This window comes from Paraburkholderia sp. Ac-20347 (assembly GCF_017104805.1).
In the GTDB taxonomy this organism is placed as follows: domain Bacteria; phylum Pseudomonadota; class Gammaproteobacteria; order Burkholderiales; family Burkholderiaceae; genus Paraburkholderia; species Paraburkholderia tropica.
Genome location: NZ_JAAGPN010000189.1, coordinates 1 through 15,932, shown reverse-complemented (window position 1 = coordinate 15,932; position 15,932 = coordinate 1). Strand labels below are relative to the sequence as shown.

Here is a 15,932-nt window from a genome sequence, read left to right as displayed (position 1 = left end):
CGGCATCGGCTTCCTTCAGCACCCCGATAATCTGCTCTTCGCTGAACCGCGACTTCTTCATGACAAGGTTTCTCCTGCGGCCTTGCCACTAACTTTACAGTGGGATACTTCTGAGGGGGAAGGTCAGGTGGGGCGTGAGTGACTCGAACACTCGACCTACGGATTAAGAGTCCGCTGATCTCCTGCTAAGCTAACGATCCGATCCGATCCGATCCGATCCGATCAAAGAAATTCGATGGTGCGACTTGTAGACGGCAACGGGTCCGTTTTTGGCTCGGTCAAGGTGAGCAGGCCATTGTCGAATTTCGCAAGGGCGCGGCCGGGGTCTGCGTACTCGGGCATGAGGATCGTCCGCTCGAAGCATCTGCGGGGACGCTCACGCCGGTAACAGCCGTTTTCCTCGCCGTGGACGCGCTGCTTTTTTTCGCCGCGCAGTACGAGCGCGCCGTCCTCGACGCTCACCCTTTCGTCATCGCACTCCATGCCCGGCAACTCAGCCGTTACGCGCAGCACCGGTCCTTCGTCGACTATGTCGATGCGTGGCTGAAAGCGTGATGAACAGAAATCGCCGAACCATCGTTCGAGCGCGCAACGGCTCGCGAAGGGGCGTGAAGAAATTCATCAGTTGATGTTCACGCAGAACTGACCCGCTCTGGATTAAGACTCGGTGAAAATCAACAGGGTTGCGCGCCGGTACAAAAGAAAATGAGTTCATCTTCCCATTTGAAATAAGCGTAGCAACGACCGCGGCGCCTTTGCGTGATCGCGAAAACGTACTCGCTTCCGTTCAACGTACCGCGACGCGACCTCGACCATTTGATCATGGGGCGGCTTCGCATGACTCGGTAGCGCCAAGCCTGAACGGCCCTCACCGAAATTCCGGATCACCGTGCCGCGTCGATCCTGATCGGAACCGACATAGTCTCTCATGCTCCCCCTTACTCAGCGTCAACCGGCTCGCTGGCAGACTCTTCTTCGGATGTTGACCACGTTAGCGGCAGACAACCTGAGGAACGTGCATATTTTTTACGAGCAAAATGATAGGTGCAAGTCTTGGGTGAATTTAATGCTGAATGAATTTTTCTGCGGCCATTGTCTTGACCATGCTGGGACCCATCAGCCTCCCAGCACGTCAACTTGTGGAACGGTGCAGCAAGGCTCCATGCGGCGTCCGGCTGCCCCGGCAGGCTAGCGGCGCGGGATCGCTCGGCGGAGAACGGACCCTGCTGTTGCCAGGAACGGGCGCTGCTGGAGAATCTCAGCCGTCCGCAGGTACGAGCCTCGCAATGGTTACGAGCAGCGCCCGGGCCGCATACGGCTTGTCCAGAACCGCAGCAAAAAGATGGGAGTTTGTCCGTGCCACCGCTCCTTGGGCCGCAGTCGCCAGGATGACAGGTATGCCGCGTGTGGAAGGCTCCGTTTGCATGGCAACGGCGAGATCGAGACCCGTCATCAGCGGCATCATGTAATCGGTGACGACAACATCGGGTGAGACCTTCCGTACGAGCTCCAGCGCTTCCAGCCCGTTCTGGGCGACGTGCACGATGTAACCAGCATCTTCGAGAAAGAAGGCTAGAAAATCAGTTATCAGGGTCTCATCATCGGCTACAACGACTGTCTTCATTCCGGGTCACTCTTGTTGCCTGCCGCAGTGATTTAGGCCTCGTTGAGCCTGGCGGCTACCTTAAGGAGAATCTCCTTTGAGTGCGGGGCGCTAGGTCGGTCCGGACGCGGAATCCGGAATAATGAGCTTCGTCACTGCAGGTTTGAAGGCGCTATCGCGTATCTTCAATACTTTCATGCCCTGGTACAACCTGCCCTCCGTCTCCTCCAGTTCCATTCCGATAACATTGTCGAACAGGCTCAGTGCCTCGGTAGCCTGCATGTCAAGAGGGCCGCTTCCGGTCGTTTCCCATGTGCAAACCAAGGTCACACCCATCACGCGTAGCTGATTGGTCAATGCGGCCAGAAATTCGGTAAAACGGTGACGGTCCGCAGTCGCCCGATCAAAGCCCGCCAGTCCGTCCACGACGACACGTTGCACATTTCGAGCCTGAACGGCATCAAGCAACTGATAACCGAGTTTGTCGATGACGTTTTCGGTCAACGGATTCCAGATCACGACCACAGCACCATCGGCAACCATACGTTCCATGTCGATGCCGAGTGCCCGCGCCTTGCTCGCAAGGCGGGCGGGACTTTCATAGAACCCGAAATGCAGCGCGGGTGTCTCCGCAGTCGCCAGACGCAGGAAATTCAAGCCGAAGCTGGTCTTGCCGCTGCCGCCGGCTCCTATAACCGCCGTCGCCGAGCACGCAGGCACGCCGCCACTAATTCGCTGGTCAAGCTCGTCGACACCGCTCGATATGCGCTCGCGTGGCGCATGGTCTCTGCCCAAGGGGCGGGCGTATAGGCTTTCAAATCGGGGGTAAACCGCGACGCCCGTGCCGTCTATAAGATAGTGATGAAGGCCGCCAAGTGCAGCGCTTCCGCGGGACTTGGATACGCGAAGCTGGCGAACTGTCCGCGATCCGGAGAGACATTCCTCCAGCTGAATTACACCGTCCACCATCGTGTGTTCCGGGCTTGACTCGTCGATCCGTGCACTGGTCAGAAAAAGTACGGTACATCCGCTGAAGGATGCGTGCCCCTGCAGCTCCGCCACAAATGTCTTGACGTCGAGTGATGTGGGGGCGCTCTCGCGTGCGTTGAGCAGTCCGTCAAGAATCAGGATTGTCGTGCCCTGGCGCGCAATCTCCTTGCGCAACATATCCACAAGTGCACCTAGGCCGTCGACGCGGAGTGTGCGAAAAAGGCTCAGATACGTTACGTCCTTCCCTACAAAATCGGATTCGTAGAATTCTAGCGTCGACAGGGATTGAAAAAGACGCTCGTGTGTTTCGGCCAGCAGCGTGATGTACAAGACCTTCGCGCCCTGACGCGCCTGGCCAAAAGCGATCTGGTTTGCGAGGATCGTCTTGCCCGCGCCGGGCCGCCCCTGGAGAATGTAGGCGGAGCCGGCTATGAGGCCACCGCCGAGAACCGCGTCAAGCCCAGGTACGTGACTGTTCAGGCGGGTGAGTGTCTTGTGCATCGCATCGTCGCTTTGGCTGCAGAGGTTGGCCGGTTTGGCCCGGGCGACCGCCGGGGGCGGGGTCGCATGATGGCATTATGCGTCACCTGGATGGCGTCCGCCATGCTTCGGCGACGGCGAGCTGTGGCGCAGTAGCGGGCAAGGCCTCCGCACCCAGCAAGGCGGCCGCGTCGTTTTTCCTTTCTCAACACTCGAGGCGCAGCGCTGCGGCGTGTGAAGGAACACTGGAGTGGTGCGCGAAGGGGTATTATGGCTAGCGGGAAACAAACATTCGCACGGCCGCTGCCGCGATGAACGCCGTTGTGACCCATCCGCCAGCTTTCCACAGTCCAGCGATTGCGAACTTTCCCATCACGCTAGTGCTGGTGCCGATCAGCATGACGACAGCCATGACAGGCACAGCGGCCAGCCCGTTGACGACTGCACTCCGGTAGAACACTTTGGCCGGATCAAGGCGGCGGAAGAAGCTGATAGCGATGCCACCGAGAGAATGGCAATCGCAACGACGGCATAGAACTCACGTGCCAGAGTCAGATGCAACGAAAGGCTGCTACGGCACCGGAGTGCGCCAGCAGCACCATATGTCGCCTCTCTGCGAGGACAGGCAACGCTAGCAGCTCCGTTCCAATAATGTCAGCCGCGAAAACATACGCAGTAAAATGGGCCGCCACCGGCTCAAGCGCCGTGGATGCGTCGGCCGATGTCCGAATTTTCACTCAGTGGGCGTGTAGTGTTGCCGCCGCCGTTAGCATGATGAAAAATCCCACCCCGTTGGAAACGACCATACCGATCCGTGTGTCTGCGGTTATACGTTCGATCTGCCGGTACGCGCGAAACGAGGAGATCCAGCGCAACGATTGGCCTTCTGGTTTCGAGGGCTTTTCCTCGACTTCCTGTGATGCCTGCCAGAAGAACAGATATTGACTAGACAGATGCGCGCGCTGCCGCACCAGCGAGACAGCGGCCGTTGTCCAGTCGACCGGGACGACGAAGGCCACCGCAACATAAGCAAGCAACAAAAGCGTTAGCCGCTTCAGAAAGCGCGCGTAATTTTCGTACGGTATCGAGATGAGGAGAATACCGGAACAAGCACATATGGCAACGACGTAGAGTTGCTCTGGCCTAGCACGAGAATGTGAATCGTGGTTCCCATTGCCGCGAGATCGGCGGCATTGTTGATGGTGTTTGCCACGGCTAGCAGCAGTACCAGAAGGCGAACGAGCCATTTTGGTCCGAACGCGCGCATGTTCGAGGCGATTCCCTTACCGGTCACCCGACCGATCCGTGCGCTAGTCAACTGGATCAAGACCATGAGGGGTAGGACAGCAACAGCGTCCAAAGCCCCGTAAAGCCAAATTGTGCCCCGGTCTGAGAGTATGTGCCGATACCGCTGGGATCGTTGTCGGCAGCGCCGATGACGATCCCAGGATCCGGCCGCGAGAGCCACGACCGTTCGGTGGGCTCGATAACCGACACCTCTGGCATCAAAATGCTGATGGTCGGCGCGATCTTCGTCAGCCACTCTCGATCTCCGTCTCGACCAGATGGCGGCTGCATCGCGTCGTGGCGTAAATTCCGTTCGAAGGGGAAGTTGGATAGCCTACCGCGGGTGGCGTGGTTATGTTATGAATGCGGGCGCCGAACGGTGACGGTGAATAATTCAGGTAGCGACCGTTCTTATCGGCTAGCGTTTTCTGTAGGGAGGATATTGAAGATGGATGATGAACAAGAGTTCAACGCCGGTGCACTCGCCGGCAGACTTGCGCAGCAGATGATTGAACTTGGACTCACATGGAGCGAGGCTGTGGCGATGCTCGGCCTCGCTGCGAAGGCTATCGCGCAGGCCGCAGCTTCCGCCGGCGGAGAGGAGGCGCACCGGTTTGTCGAAAAAGGTCGTCGACAATTGCTTGGCGCATTCGATCGCGAGGTGCGGGTCATCGTTAAGGATCGCGCCCCAGCAGGAAATGACGACGACCCAAGCAATCCCTTGTTGGCGACCGCACACCGCCGCGGGAATAGCAAACTTCACTGAGGACGGAGATGCCGGAGAATCGGTAAAAAGCCGGCGAACTTAGGTTAATAAGCAATAGCGCAAAGATCGCGGGATGCGGGTTGCAAAACGGGCGTCGCCAGCTCGGATTGGAACGGACTTAACGCGCTTTTACGCTTGGGATCGAATAGCCGCAAATTTTTTTAGGGGATTTGTAAATGAAATGACGTGCCGCTCTCGATGTCATGCCATCCGGCTGATCCTCAAGTCGATGTTTTCAATCTGCGCATGCCGGTGACAGGTTACGCTGGGCGAAGATACGTTGATTTACGTGTGTCCCGGAAGTGCGGCACGAAATCGACAAGGCAGCGACGCAGCGCCGGTCGGGCACTGTGGAGCGCAGAGTTATGCGTTGCCCGGGCACGTAAGTTGCTAACGCTCGACGGCGCGCACAGGCGTCCACAGGCGCGGCCCCGGCATTTCATACACCCCCGTTTTTTCATCGCGGACCTTTCAGATCCGTCGCCCCGCGCGCGGTGCTCGTCAAGTTGGGTTGCTATCTTTCTCTCCTACGCGTAGCCGTAGCCGACAAGCCGCAACGGTACGCCGACTCCGTCGACGGGCACAGCGCTCCCGCAGTGAGAGAGGATGTCGATTTTTTCGCGTTCCTGATAGCCCGATTGCGCGGAAGGAAAAGGCGGATTTTCCTCCGCGCTACACTAACCTGCCCAACGCGCTTTGCCAACGGGTCGAGGCGGGTACGGCAAGCGGCCTGATGGCTAAGTTTGCGAAAAGAGGACTGAAGGTTACGGGTTATGGGAAACGATGCCTGGCAAGCGGGGCTGGTCGACAGCCTTGAAGAATATGCGATTTTCAGACTGACGCCCGCTGGGAAGGTCGCTAGCTGGAATGCGGGCGCCGCGAAGATATTTGGTTATGACTCAGCGGAGGTCGTGGGGCAATCCGCGTCCCGTTTTTGTGCCGCCGCTGGGGAACGCGCGGAAGACATCGTTCACAGCGCACTCGCTGCGGTTCGGCAGCAGGGGCGCTTCGAAACCGAGCGGTGGAGTGTGCGCAAGGACGGATCCCGATTCTGGGCGAACATCCTGATCGTCCCGCTCGATTCGAATGACGATGAGTCCGGCGGCTTTGGCGTCGTTATTCGGGACGGCACTGACAAACGGGTGGCCCACGAGGCGGTGCTCGAGAGCGAGCGTCGATTCCGGCTGCTTGTCCAAGGCGTCACCGACTATTCACTATTCATGCTCTCTCCGGAAGGTCTCGTCACCAACTGGAATCTGGGCGCCTCGCGCATCAAGGGCTACGAAGCCAGCGAGGTGCTCGGCACACATTTCCGCCGCTTCTACGTTCCGGAGGACGCAGCTCGGGGCCTGCCGGAAAAAGGCCTGCAGATTGCGACAGCCATGGGACGCTACGAGACTGAAGGCTGGCGCGTCCGTAAGGACGGTAGCCGCTTTTGGGCAAATGTGGTCATTGACGCCATCCGGGATGAGAGCGGCAAACTGGTTGGTTTCGCGAAGATTACCCGTGACGTGACGGACCGAAAAACCGCTCAGGAGCAACTCGAAAAGGCACGTGCGGCGCTCCTCCAGGCCCAAAAAATGGAAGCCATCGGTAAACTTACAGGAGGCGTAGCGCACGATTTCAACAATGTTCTCCAGGTGTTGCGGGGCAATCTGGAACTGCTCGAGCGTCGGCATTCACGCGACGTCTGGTCCCGCGAGCGCGTGGCCAAGGCGCTCGATGCTGCCGATCAGGGTGCAAACCTGGCATCCCAGCTACTTGCTTTCGGCCGCCGGCAGCCCCTCGAACCGGTGGCCACCAATCTGGGGGTAATGCTCCGCAGCATGGACGATATGCTCCGGCGCGCGCTCGGCGAAACGATAAGCGTCGAGACAGTGGTTGTCGGTGGTCTGTGGAATACACTGGTCGATCCCAACCGGCTGGAAAATGTCGTGCTGAATCTCGCGATCAATGCGCGCGACGCGATGCCGGGTGGGGGCAAACTCACGCTTGAACTGTCCAACGCCATGCTGGACGACCAGTATGGTGCACTGCCCGCAGACGTGCCGCCCGGACAGTACGTACTGCTCGCGATCAGCGACACTGGAACTGGCATGACGCCCCAGGTGTTGGAGCGCGCGCTCGAGCCATATTTCACCACGAAGCCTGAGGGCGAAGGCACGGGCCTTGGATTGAGCATGGCCTATGGATTCGTAAGCCAAAGCCACGGCCACCTACGAATCTACACTGAAGAGGGCCACGGGACAACGGTGAAGGTGTACCTGCCTCGGACTCTGGACGAGGTCGCCGAGGTCCCGGACCGTCAACCTGCGATGCAGGGGGGCGGGACGGAGACGATACTGGTGGTGGAAGACGACCCACATGTACGTTCCACGGCAGTCGAGATGCTTTCTGAGCTTGGCTACACGGTCCTGAAGGCGGCCGATCCCCAGGGCGCTATCGTGATCCTGAACAGCGGAGCGCGTGTCGATCTGCTCTTTTCGGATGTGGTCATGCCGGGGCCCTTGCGCAGTACCGAGATGGCCCGGATGGCACTGAAGAATACGCCAGATCTCAAGGTGCTCTTCACTTCCGGCTACACCCAGAACGCCATCGTGCACGCGGGGCGGCTCGACCCTGGCGTGCATCTGCTTGGCAAGCCGTACAGCCGCACGCAACTGGCAAACAAGGTCCGCACCGTGCTGGACCGGCCCGCATCGTCGCCCGTGAGGCGCGACATCACCGCATCGGTGGGCGCTCCAACCTTGGTCAGGCAGGTGGCGATTGTCGTAGTCGACGACGACGCGGCGTCATGCGACGCGGTGAGCGAACTGCTCACAGAGGCGGGCTACGCGGTGACAAAGGCGGCAGACTGCGAGACCGCGCTGGACGCCTTGGGGCAGTCGCGAGCGGCGGTCCTTATCACCGATGTAAGACTGGCCGGGCAGTCAGGGACAGAGCTGGCAGCGCGTGCGGTGGAGGCAGATCCCGCGCTCCGCGTCATTCTGATGTCCGGTGATCTGCCGCCCGGGCGGGACGAACTGCCGTTTTGTTTTGGTTACCTTCGCAAGCCGTTTTCGGCCGATGAGCTGAACCTCGCAATCGTTTCGGTCATGAAGGCGTAGCACCACAACATGGACGCGGCGCTGCGGGCCTGAGCGCAGGCTTATTTCATCAGCTTTGATGATCTCGGCCTTCGAAATTATTGCTTGTTGTTGAGTCGATTCGATCCGTCTAGCCGCCGAAATTTGCGAGCCACGTACAGAGCGTAAAGCCAGAAGGACGCAGGCAGGACCATTAGACACTCTCCTGATGCGGGCGGTAGCAGGGTCGCGATTGAACGCGGCTGCAGGGGCATATCGAATCGAACGATCGTCCAGCCGCCGACCGCAAAAAGAGAGGACGGCGAGCGCGGGCACCCAGCGAAGAAACGTTCGGTTCCTTTTCGGGAGAAATGACCCTCGCTCGATTAGGCCGATGGAGTGAACCGGCTGAACCCGTTGACCGCTTCTGACAACGTGGTCAAGAACCGGTTCGACGTGTGCAACGCTTCCGATAGGCCCCTGTTTCGCTTCCCAATGGCCGAATTCAATTTGCCACGAGCCATCGGGAAGTACAGGTAGGCGGTGTGGTCATGGGACCCCCCCCGACGGAAATCTTATGAAGTCTATCGCCCGACCGGAGTGCTTCAAGTGGTATCAGTCAGTTCAAAGGGCGCACACTTACCCATTCCGTGCTGTTCATTTGAGGCTTCTCATGGTGCAATTACCGCACACCCAGTTTCACCCCGCGTTGCCAAGAATGTGTTGGGAGGGCGGCGGTCGCCAGGACATAACCCTTCGTTTCTCCTCACGTTGCTGATGAGTATTGGGGGGCACTAAGGGATTGCTGTTAGCCCTGCCACCGATCTATCGTTCGTCGAGGTGGCGTCAGGGCCTGCGCGTCACTACTCTAGGTCCTACGAATGCTGCGCTCCTCATTGTTCGTGGCGTCGATGTCAATTTGAGGGATCAGACCAGGATTTCTTTCTATTCGTTAATGCGAGGCGACAGATGAATAGCTTGTTTGCATACGCTATAGGCGACTACCAAATGAGTGCAGAAATCGGCCCTGCACTTCCGTCAGGATTCGCAATTTCCAATGTTTCGATCTGCTGGTTGACCGATGGTCGACCGGTAATCGCGGCTCACATCGACAATTACTTTTGGGGCGCCCACTTTAATTCAATTGACGACGCGAAGCAGGCTATTCGCGAGCGAGCGAAAGATCTCAACGACGGCCGCTACCGCACTGGGGAGGAGAACTAGTTCCCAGGCCAGCGCAATTTGTGTTGCCTGTTGCTAGCAGGCCGACGCGCTGGATAGCCGGGAGCGGCTAACAGGTTTAGTGATCTCAGTCTCGATTGCGCTCAGAGTTCCAGCAGCTACTGGTGCCTTCTCGGATTATGTCGTCTGCTTGGTCGTCTGCGGGAAGCGAGAGCCGTGGCGCTGGCTCGGCGGCTGGCGCTGCGTCGCGCAGGGTCGATACTGACTAGGTCGCGTTCTCACTGTCGTGTTGGCATCGTGTCAGCATTATTCTCTCGCTCGGGCAGCCAGAGGGCGTGACAGCCTCGAGTACACATATATAAAGGCAAGTACGGTCTGGAGTTTGTGACTGGAGCGGCGTCGGACGATGCGGAAGGCGTCTGCGATTAAGCAGACCTCAGCGTTGGGTCGCTCGCTCGCACGTTCAATCACCTGGTCCGCGAGCCTTCCGAAGGCAGGCATGGCATGGTCTGCTTCGCCGGCGAACGTGGAGGCAGACAATTCGATATCTTCTCGCGCGAGAGTTTTTTTCGGGCGCGTCAACGATCAAGTGCTCGCCGCCGGCCTACGGCCAAAATCTGCGAAGCGAGCATAGCCGTATCTGGCTGCTGTCTACTCTTGAATGTCGAGTCCTTAAGCTAACAAGACGTTGATTATGTCGTATGTGACCGTAGACGCGTATGACGCGGGGAAGGCGGCTGTTTGTTTTCCGCAGGTGGTTTACAACGGGAAAGAAGCCATGTATCACGGACGGAGAGTTGGACGAGGTGGCGAGCGGTTCGGTCGCCTCCCGGCGGTCATTGCCGGGAGGCGCGTCGAGGGTTTCGAGTCCGGCTTGCCTGATCCAATAGGCGCGCATCGGAACGTTGAAGCTTTTTTTTGGGGGGGCAGACATTGTTGAAGAAGTCCTTGGATCGCAACTGTCGTGCCGATCTCGCTGCGAGCACTGAGCCGCGCGCATCGCAATTCGCAACGGTAGCGTAGCTGTTGGGTCGTCGGCGGACCTCCATGGGCCGCACGTGAGATCGCCGGAACTTGCGCCATGGCGATCCATCTCGTCCGCCCTGCGTGTGGGGCGATTTTTGGGCTCTTGGGGGCGACCAGCGCGATATCGAATGCTCGGCTGCCTCATGAAGGTGCACCGCGACCTTGTTGCTCCCGTGTGGCAGACCGCGCGGGACCACTAAAGCAGACGTATATCGCCTACGGCAGCCGGACGATAAAAAGGCCGCCGAACCCTTGAACGGGAACGGCAGCCGAGTCCCCGCGGACGTTTGCGAGATCCGCGAAAGGGCCGGATGACCGCCGAGGGAGCGACCACCCATGTGTCACCTTAGCTGAATAGAATTGCGAGGTATACGTCGGGACGAGCTTTGTTGTTTTTTGTCGTTTACTTTCCCTTACTACTTTCGGAACGCATGGAGGGAAAATCCTGAAAAAGCTATCGCCTCTGGTCGGGCGCGGAAACCGCACCGAGCGGCCAGAGCTGCCGATGGAACCACACGTCACTTCCGCAGCCATGTGGAAAGTATTGGGCGGATTTCGTTTGCCAGATTCGCGATGGAATTCGATACACGTTCGGCAACGCGCAAAAAAACCGCCGAGTCGGTCGAGAGTCGGCGGTCTCAAGCAGCATCCAGCGCACACCTGCGCTGGTAATTGCGGCGTGTCGCGACCGCAATCGTCTAAAAGCTAGCAGGTGATTGCCCTCAAGTCCAGCTTCGTCTGCGCTCTATCGAACTTCGGCGCGGAGCCTGAAGCGCACTACCGGCACCCAAAAGGCATTTTTGCGGGAAATATCCTCAACCGGACATGAGTGAATCATTTTCATGATAATGATAAATTCGAGTTGGATAAACGAGTGTTTGAATCTGGTGCCAGCCGGATTTACCCCTCAGTATGTAGATTTTCAACAGTATCAAGCAGCTTAGGAGTACGACGGGAATACTCCCTTTATTGGGGAAGAGATGGAGCGAGACATAACTTGGCACACGCTGCCCCTCGGAACTCCGAAGCCGGTGCGAAACCGATCAGGTCGTGGTTTGTGGCTTAGCTCAGCGGCGAAGTGAAGCGGGAGGCGGTCGAGACACGTATATTGCATTCTGCATACGCATAGATTCCGCGGGAAGTTTGCTCTGAGTGTGTGGAAGGAACCGGACTGTCTTGGTGTGGGAGCTGCGGCCCCTCCGGAATTTGATGGGCGTCGAGGGCCTTTAAAGGCCTCTGACACGAGACAATCTTCTAGAAAAGACGCCAATTTAAGGCGCCACTCCGACGACAGGCCGCGGGACCCGTCAGAGCAGAAGCCGCCTGCCCCGGCACAACTGTGGTTATCCGTCTATAACCTCTTGATATCGCGACATTCGGTAAATAAGATTTCGATCGAATTGATTTTAAAATTTTTGTGATCAGAATTATTGGCATATTTTGCAATATGCTATTTAACGCCAAAATATTGATTAATTTCGTCAAATTAATTTGAATGGAAAATTATTTTCCATGAAATCTGTATATTTGTGAAATTGTCTCACTGACATCGTTATTGTATGGAAAAATCAATGCGTATTGGGTTGCTTCTATTTGGGGGATTTGCGCTTCCTGACGTGGCAAGAATATTGGAGATATATCAATCGTCTAGCCAACTCGTCCCATCAATGTTCAAGCGGCGTACGGAGATGCAGAAGGATATTGATTTTCTATCGTTGTCAGGTGGGCGTGTTGGCAGCGCCTCGGGGGTATTTATCTGGACAGAGAGTATTGATACCTGCAGTTCATCCGGTGCGTTTCATATACTCTTTGTCGTTGGCGGCAGAAGGGGGGGAGAACCATTGGGCGATAAGCGGTTGATTTCATGGCTCCAGGACAAAAGTTTCCATAGCAAATTTGTGGTGGCGATTGGCAACTGTCGAGGACTGCTCGACGCAGCCGGAATTGAACACTCTGCATATAATCCAGCGCTTATGCGATGCGAATCAAGCGAGTGGGGTGATTTCTCGCAGAATGACGCTTGACTTGGTCGCCTTGACTGTTCCGCACCTTTGGTAGGTGGACGTGGAGTTGCCGATTCCGTCATTTTGTGAGTGTTCTACTATCGTCGTTGGGGGGAGATTTGTGGCTGCAGGCAGCGACGTTTCGCCAAGCTTCAGCAGTCGCGATAAGCGCTTCATGTTCCTATTTGTTTCCGGACGCAGCATTCCCGCGGCGAATTGGACGTGCATGGTTCCATTTCGTCGTCCGTGCCTGGGCCGTGTGCAATAGGTCGTGAGCGTTCCCTTAAGCACCGGTGTGCTGGGGGTGGCCTTCCCGCGTTCTCCCGGACACATCAGCTAAGCTGACGTAATCCGGAGAGGATGGAATGAGCAGAACAAGAAGCCACTTCACCGACGAATTCAAACGCGAGACGGTCCGGCTATGCAATGAGCCGGGTGCTGTCGTAACCCAGATAGCGCGCGACCTTGGCATTTACGAGAATCTGCTGCGCCGTTGGGTCAGGCTGGTGCGAGACGGGGTGCTGCAGATGGGCGCCCGTAAGCCGCTGCGAGCCGAAGCACTTTCAGAAGTGCAGCGCTTGCAGCGTGAGTTGAGGCGGGTCACGATGGAGCGTGACATTCTAAAAAAAAGCGCTCGACTACTTCGCGAAGGACCCGGAGTGAAGTACGCCTGGATAGCACGGCAACGCGGTGTCTGGCCGACTCGTGCCATGTGCCGGTCGCTCGGGGCCTCGCATAGCGGCTTCTACGAATGGCTCGGTCGGGCACCGGGCAAGCGCTCGCAGGAGAATGTCCGCCTCACGCGGCTGGTCCGGGCAAGCTTCGAGCTGAGCGACAAGACCTACGGCAGCCCACGCATCTGGCACGACCTGCGCGCAGCGGGGGGGAGCTGTGGCGTGAATCGTGTCGCCTAGCTGATGCAACAGGCCGGATTGCAGGCTCGACAGCGACGACGGTGCATGCCGGGCAATTCACGGGCTGCGGCAGCTCGCGTCATTGCTTCGAATGACCTGCAACGCCAGTTTGAAGCCGACTCGCCGAACCAGAAATGGGTTGCCGATTTTACCTATATCTGGACGGCTGAAGGCTGGCTGCTCGTTGCCGCCGTGATGGACGTGTACTCGCGCCGCATCGTCGGCTGGTCGATGAGCAATACGATGCATACAAAGATGGCGGCCGTGCATTGCTGATGGCGCTATGGCGTCGAGGGCGACCAGCCGAATTGATACATCACAGCGATTAGGGCAGCCAATACACAAGCGAGGACTTCCAGTCGCTACTCAGGCAGCAAGGCATTACCTGCAGCATGAGTCGTCGTGGTGATTGTTGGGACGATACCGCGATGGAAAGCTTCTTCAGCACCCTGAAGAGAGGGCGTGTGAACCGAAGCATCTATCGCACAAGGGACGCGGCGCGGGCCGACGTGTTCGATCACATCGAGCGCTTCTACAATCTGCATTGCCGACATTCAACACTGAATCTCCTTAGCCCGGTTCAGTTCGAGCAACGCATGACGGGCTAATTTACCTGTCCGGGAAAGCGGGGGAAGGCCATACATCGTCCCCATCAGGTAGTTTTGGGCGATCTGAAGCTACGGAATGAGTTGGTTTCATCCGATATTAATAGTCGGAGAGTCAGGCGTACTCAAAGCGCTACGTGCAGGTATCAAAACGGTTGGGCTACCTGTGCATGCCTCGGACCTGGGCGCATTCCCGCCGATGAGCGAAGCCCGTTTCGCGTAGTGCTGCTGGATACGGTGGATAAGGCAGTGTGCGGGCAGGACCCAGAGTAAAACACAAAGCCTAGCGAATCGGCGCAGTGGAGTCGCCCGCAAGCAGCAATTGCGGAAGCTGCGAAAATGACCAGGTGCCCCCTGCGCGATCGAATATCCATACCATGTCGAACCGGTCATCGGGCCACGTTTCAGGGGCGATGGGCGCGCGAGGTATGTGCCCGATGAGCGACGGCAGCACTTTGTGCTCCCACGCAATGAGCACGACGCCCGCGCGAGTGAGTACGTCAGTCATTAGCGCTCGGCCATCATCTTTCAGATAAGTCGTGACGTAGTTGACACGCGATGTCTCACGTAGCAGCGAAACAAGTGGCGTCACAGTCTGCATTGAGCGCTTGCTCTTGCTCGAAGGACCTGCTCCCGCAGCGAATACAGTGTCAGGTTCGAGGTGCGCCGCATGCGTTTTCTCGATTGGGCAAAAGAATCGCGCCAGAGCGCCGGCACGCTGCCAACCGCGAACGCAAAGGCTCTCCGCATCCTGTTTGCCGTCTGCTTCGATTCCCATCCCCTCATCGGCGGCGGGCTTCTCCGCGTGACGGATAAACATAATTCTGTCAGGTTCCATTTTGCCTCCGGGGAGTACCGTTCAGACACGGTCTACGACGTTATAACGAATTTAGAGTCGACTGGCTGATGCAGTCCGATACCGAGTCAGCGGCAGGTCGGGACCTGTGAGAGAGGCGATTAACGAAAGGCGAACGCCGAACGTCAGCGCGGCACCGGTCAACTACGCCAATCGCAGATCCCCCAGATCATCATGCACGGGTTGCTTGGAGCGTATGGTGTACTCCCCTCGATGCGCAAGCGAAGCCAGTTGGTCGGCGCGACGATAGTTCGATAAGGAGCTCTGGCGTAGCCGGTCAGCCATGCTAGTCGTTTTTTCAGTCGCTTGTTCCGAGCGTGCGTGGGCGCACGTCGAGACTCTCCGGCGACTGACGTGCGGAAACGAGCGTGAATCGTGCGCCTTTGCTTCTCGCTTATGAATTGAGATGAAGTGAAACGCGACACCAATCTAGCTAGCTGGCTGTGTCTTTCATATGCTGGAGTTCATGAAAACATAAACCTGATATCGCGACGAGCAGCGTCATATCGCTATAAACCGGGGCAGGTTTGTTGGGCGCGAACCTCGTGGCACGCACACTGATCCGCGAGGAATCGGCGGGAAGCCCGCACGGCTTTATTTATTGTTGGCGCGTCTCGGGGCCGATCAGCTACCTCTCTCTTGACAATTTCTAAAATTTTTCTTCCGTTTCATCGTGTTAGATTGCGTGTCGGGAGGGAAAGTCATGAACGACCACGTCATCCGCTATAAGGGTTATATCATCGACTTCACGCCATTTGAGGCCGGCAACCTTTGTTTCGGGCCCCGATGGGCGATTGCCAGGGACGATGCCGTGTGGGCTGGCTCTGTCCCGCTCTCTAGCGGGCTACTGATGTTTCGCGGGACGTTCGAGCAGGCAGCAGAGATCGGCAAGCATCAAGCGATGAGAATGATCGACTGTGAATAGCGCCGGGAAAGTGATTCTCCCCTACCGTGCTCAGCGGCGCAGGACCGCTAACAATAGGCGAAGGACTGCCTGATCTTAGCGATGGCTCTTCGCAGAGTTCCGCTGACCCTGCCTCATTTCCACGTACAGCAGATCATGCAGCGACCAACGCGGCCTCGAAGTCGACGGGAGTCAGAAACCCTATCGAGGTGTGCAGGCGCTCTCGATTGTAATAGCCCTCGATCCAGTCG

8 protein-coding genes, 1 tRNA gene and 3 pseudogenes are annotated in these 15,932 nt (G+C 57.6%); 6 read left to right on the top strand and 6 right to left on the bottom strand.

What is annotated here, in order from left to right:
• Positions 1 to 128: 128 nt before the first annotated feature.
• The 5 genes and pseudogenes from G3N97_RS27510 to G3N97_RS27490 form a co-directional block, all read right to left on the bottom strand.
• A tRNA-Lys gene (locus tag G3N97_RS27510) sits at positions 129 to 200 on the bottom strand.
• A gap of 22 nt (positions 201 to 222) precedes the next feature.
• Positions 223 to 606, bottom strand: a pseudogene (locus tag G3N97_RS27505) (Hsp20/alpha crystallin family protein); the annotation flags it as partial.
• Between the two features lie 652 nt (positions 607 to 1,258).
• Positions 1,259 to 1,624, bottom strand: a complete 366-nt coding sequence (locus G3N97_RS27500) for a response regulator (protein ID WP_205996170.1) — start codon at positions 1,622 to 1,624, stop codon at positions 1,259 to 1,261.
• 90 nt (positions 1,625 to 1,714) lie between these two features.
• On the bottom strand, positions 1,715 to 3,094 hold the full coding sequence (locus G3N97_RS27495) for an ATPase domain-containing protein (RefSeq protein WP_205996169.1): 1,380 nt from the start codon (positions 3,092 to 3,094) through the stop codon (positions 1,715 to 1,717).
• Between the two features lie 253 nt (positions 3,095 to 3,347).
• Positions 3,348 to 4,579, bottom strand: a pseudogene (locus G3N97_RS27490) (divalent metal cation transporter).
• Positions 4,580 to 4,808: 229 nt separating this feature from the next.
• On the opposite strand from G3N97_RS27490, the gene G3N97_RS27485 reads away from it, so the two are divergent.
• The 5 genes and pseudogenes from G3N97_RS27485 (at position 4,809) to G3N97_RS27465 (ending at position 13,924) form a co-directional block, all read left to right on the top strand.
• Positions 4,809 to 5,126, top strand: coding sequence for a hypothetical protein (locus tag G3N97_RS27485; protein ID WP_205996168.1), 318 nt, complete (start codon positions 4,809 to 4,811; stop codon positions 5,124 to 5,126).
• A gap of 773 nt (positions 5,127 to 5,899) precedes the next feature.
• Complete coding sequence (locus tag G3N97_RS27480) at positions 5,900 to 8,233, top strand: PAS domain S-box protein (protein WP_205996167.1); 2,334 nt, start codon at positions 5,900 to 5,902, stop codon at positions 8,231 to 8,233.
• Positions 8,234 to 9,160: 927 nt separating this feature from the next.
• Entirely contained in the window at positions 9,161 to 9,415 is a 255-nt protein-coding gene (locus G3N97_RS27475; RefSeq protein WP_205996166.1) for a hypothetical protein, read from the top strand.
• Between the two features lie 2,555 nt (positions 9,416 to 11,970).
• The gene (locus G3N97_RS27470) at positions 11,971 to 12,423 is read left to right on the top strand and encodes a hypothetical protein (protein ID WP_205996165.1); all 453 of its coding nucleotides are present in this window, start codon (positions 11,971 to 11,973) and stop codon (positions 12,421 to 12,423) included.
• 344 nt (positions 12,424 to 12,767) lie between these two features.
• A pseudogene (locus G3N97_RS27465) lies at positions 12,768 to 13,924 on the top strand (IS3 family transposase).
• Positions 13,925 to 14,204: 280 nt separating this feature from the next.
• Here the strand turns inward: G3N97_RS27465 and G3N97_RS27460 are convergent.
• The gene (locus tag G3N97_RS27460) at positions 14,205 to 14,759 is read right to left on the bottom strand and encodes a phosphoglycerate mutase family protein (RefSeq protein WP_205996164.1); all 555 of its coding nucleotides are present in this window, start codon (positions 14,757 to 14,759) and stop codon (positions 14,205 to 14,207) included.
• A 721-nt stretch (positions 14,760 to 15,480) separates the two neighbouring features.
• Here G3N97_RS27460 and G3N97_RS27455 point away from each other — a divergent pair.
• Positions 15,481 to 15,702: a hypothetical protein gene (locus G3N97_RS27455; RefSeq protein WP_205996163.1), complete on the top strand. Its 222-nt coding sequence runs from the start codon at positions 15,481 to 15,483 to the stop codon at positions 15,700 to 15,702.
• Positions 15,703 to 15,932: the final 230 nt, after the last annotated feature.

Excerpts from the sequence above, each read along its gene's own strand:
- G3N97_RS27455 (WP_205996163.1), top strand. The coding sequence starts at position 15,481 with ATGAACGACCACGTCATCCGCTATAAGGGTTATATCATCGACTTCACG.
- G3N97_RS27475 (WP_205996166.1), top strand. The coding sequence starts at position 9,161 with ATGAATAGCTTGTTTGCATACGCTATAGGCGACTACCAAATGAGTGCA.
- G3N97_RS27460 (WP_205996164.1), bottom strand. The coding sequence starts at position 14,759 with ATGGAACCTGACAGAATTATGTTTATCCGTCACGCGGAGAAGCCCGCC.
- G3N97_RS27495 (WP_205996169.1), bottom strand. The coding sequence starts at position 3,094 with ATGCACAAGACACTCACCCGCCTGAACAGTCACGTACCTGGGCTTGAC.
- G3N97_RS27480 (WP_205996167.1), top strand. The coding sequence starts at position 5,900 with ATGGGAAACGATGCCTGGCAAGCGGGGCTGGTCGACAGCCTTGAAGAA.
- G3N97_RS27470 (WP_205996165.1), top strand. The coding sequence starts at position 11,971 with ATGCGTATTGGGTTGCTTCTATTTGGGGGATTTGCGCTTCCTGACGTG.
- G3N97_RS27500 (WP_205996170.1), bottom strand. The coding sequence starts at position 1,624 with ATGAAGACAGTCGTTGTAGCCGATGATGAGACCCTGATAACTGATTTT.
- G3N97_RS27485 (WP_205996168.1), top strand. The coding sequence starts at position 4,809 with ATGGATGATGAACAAGAGTTCAACGCCGGTGCACTCGCCGGCAGACTT.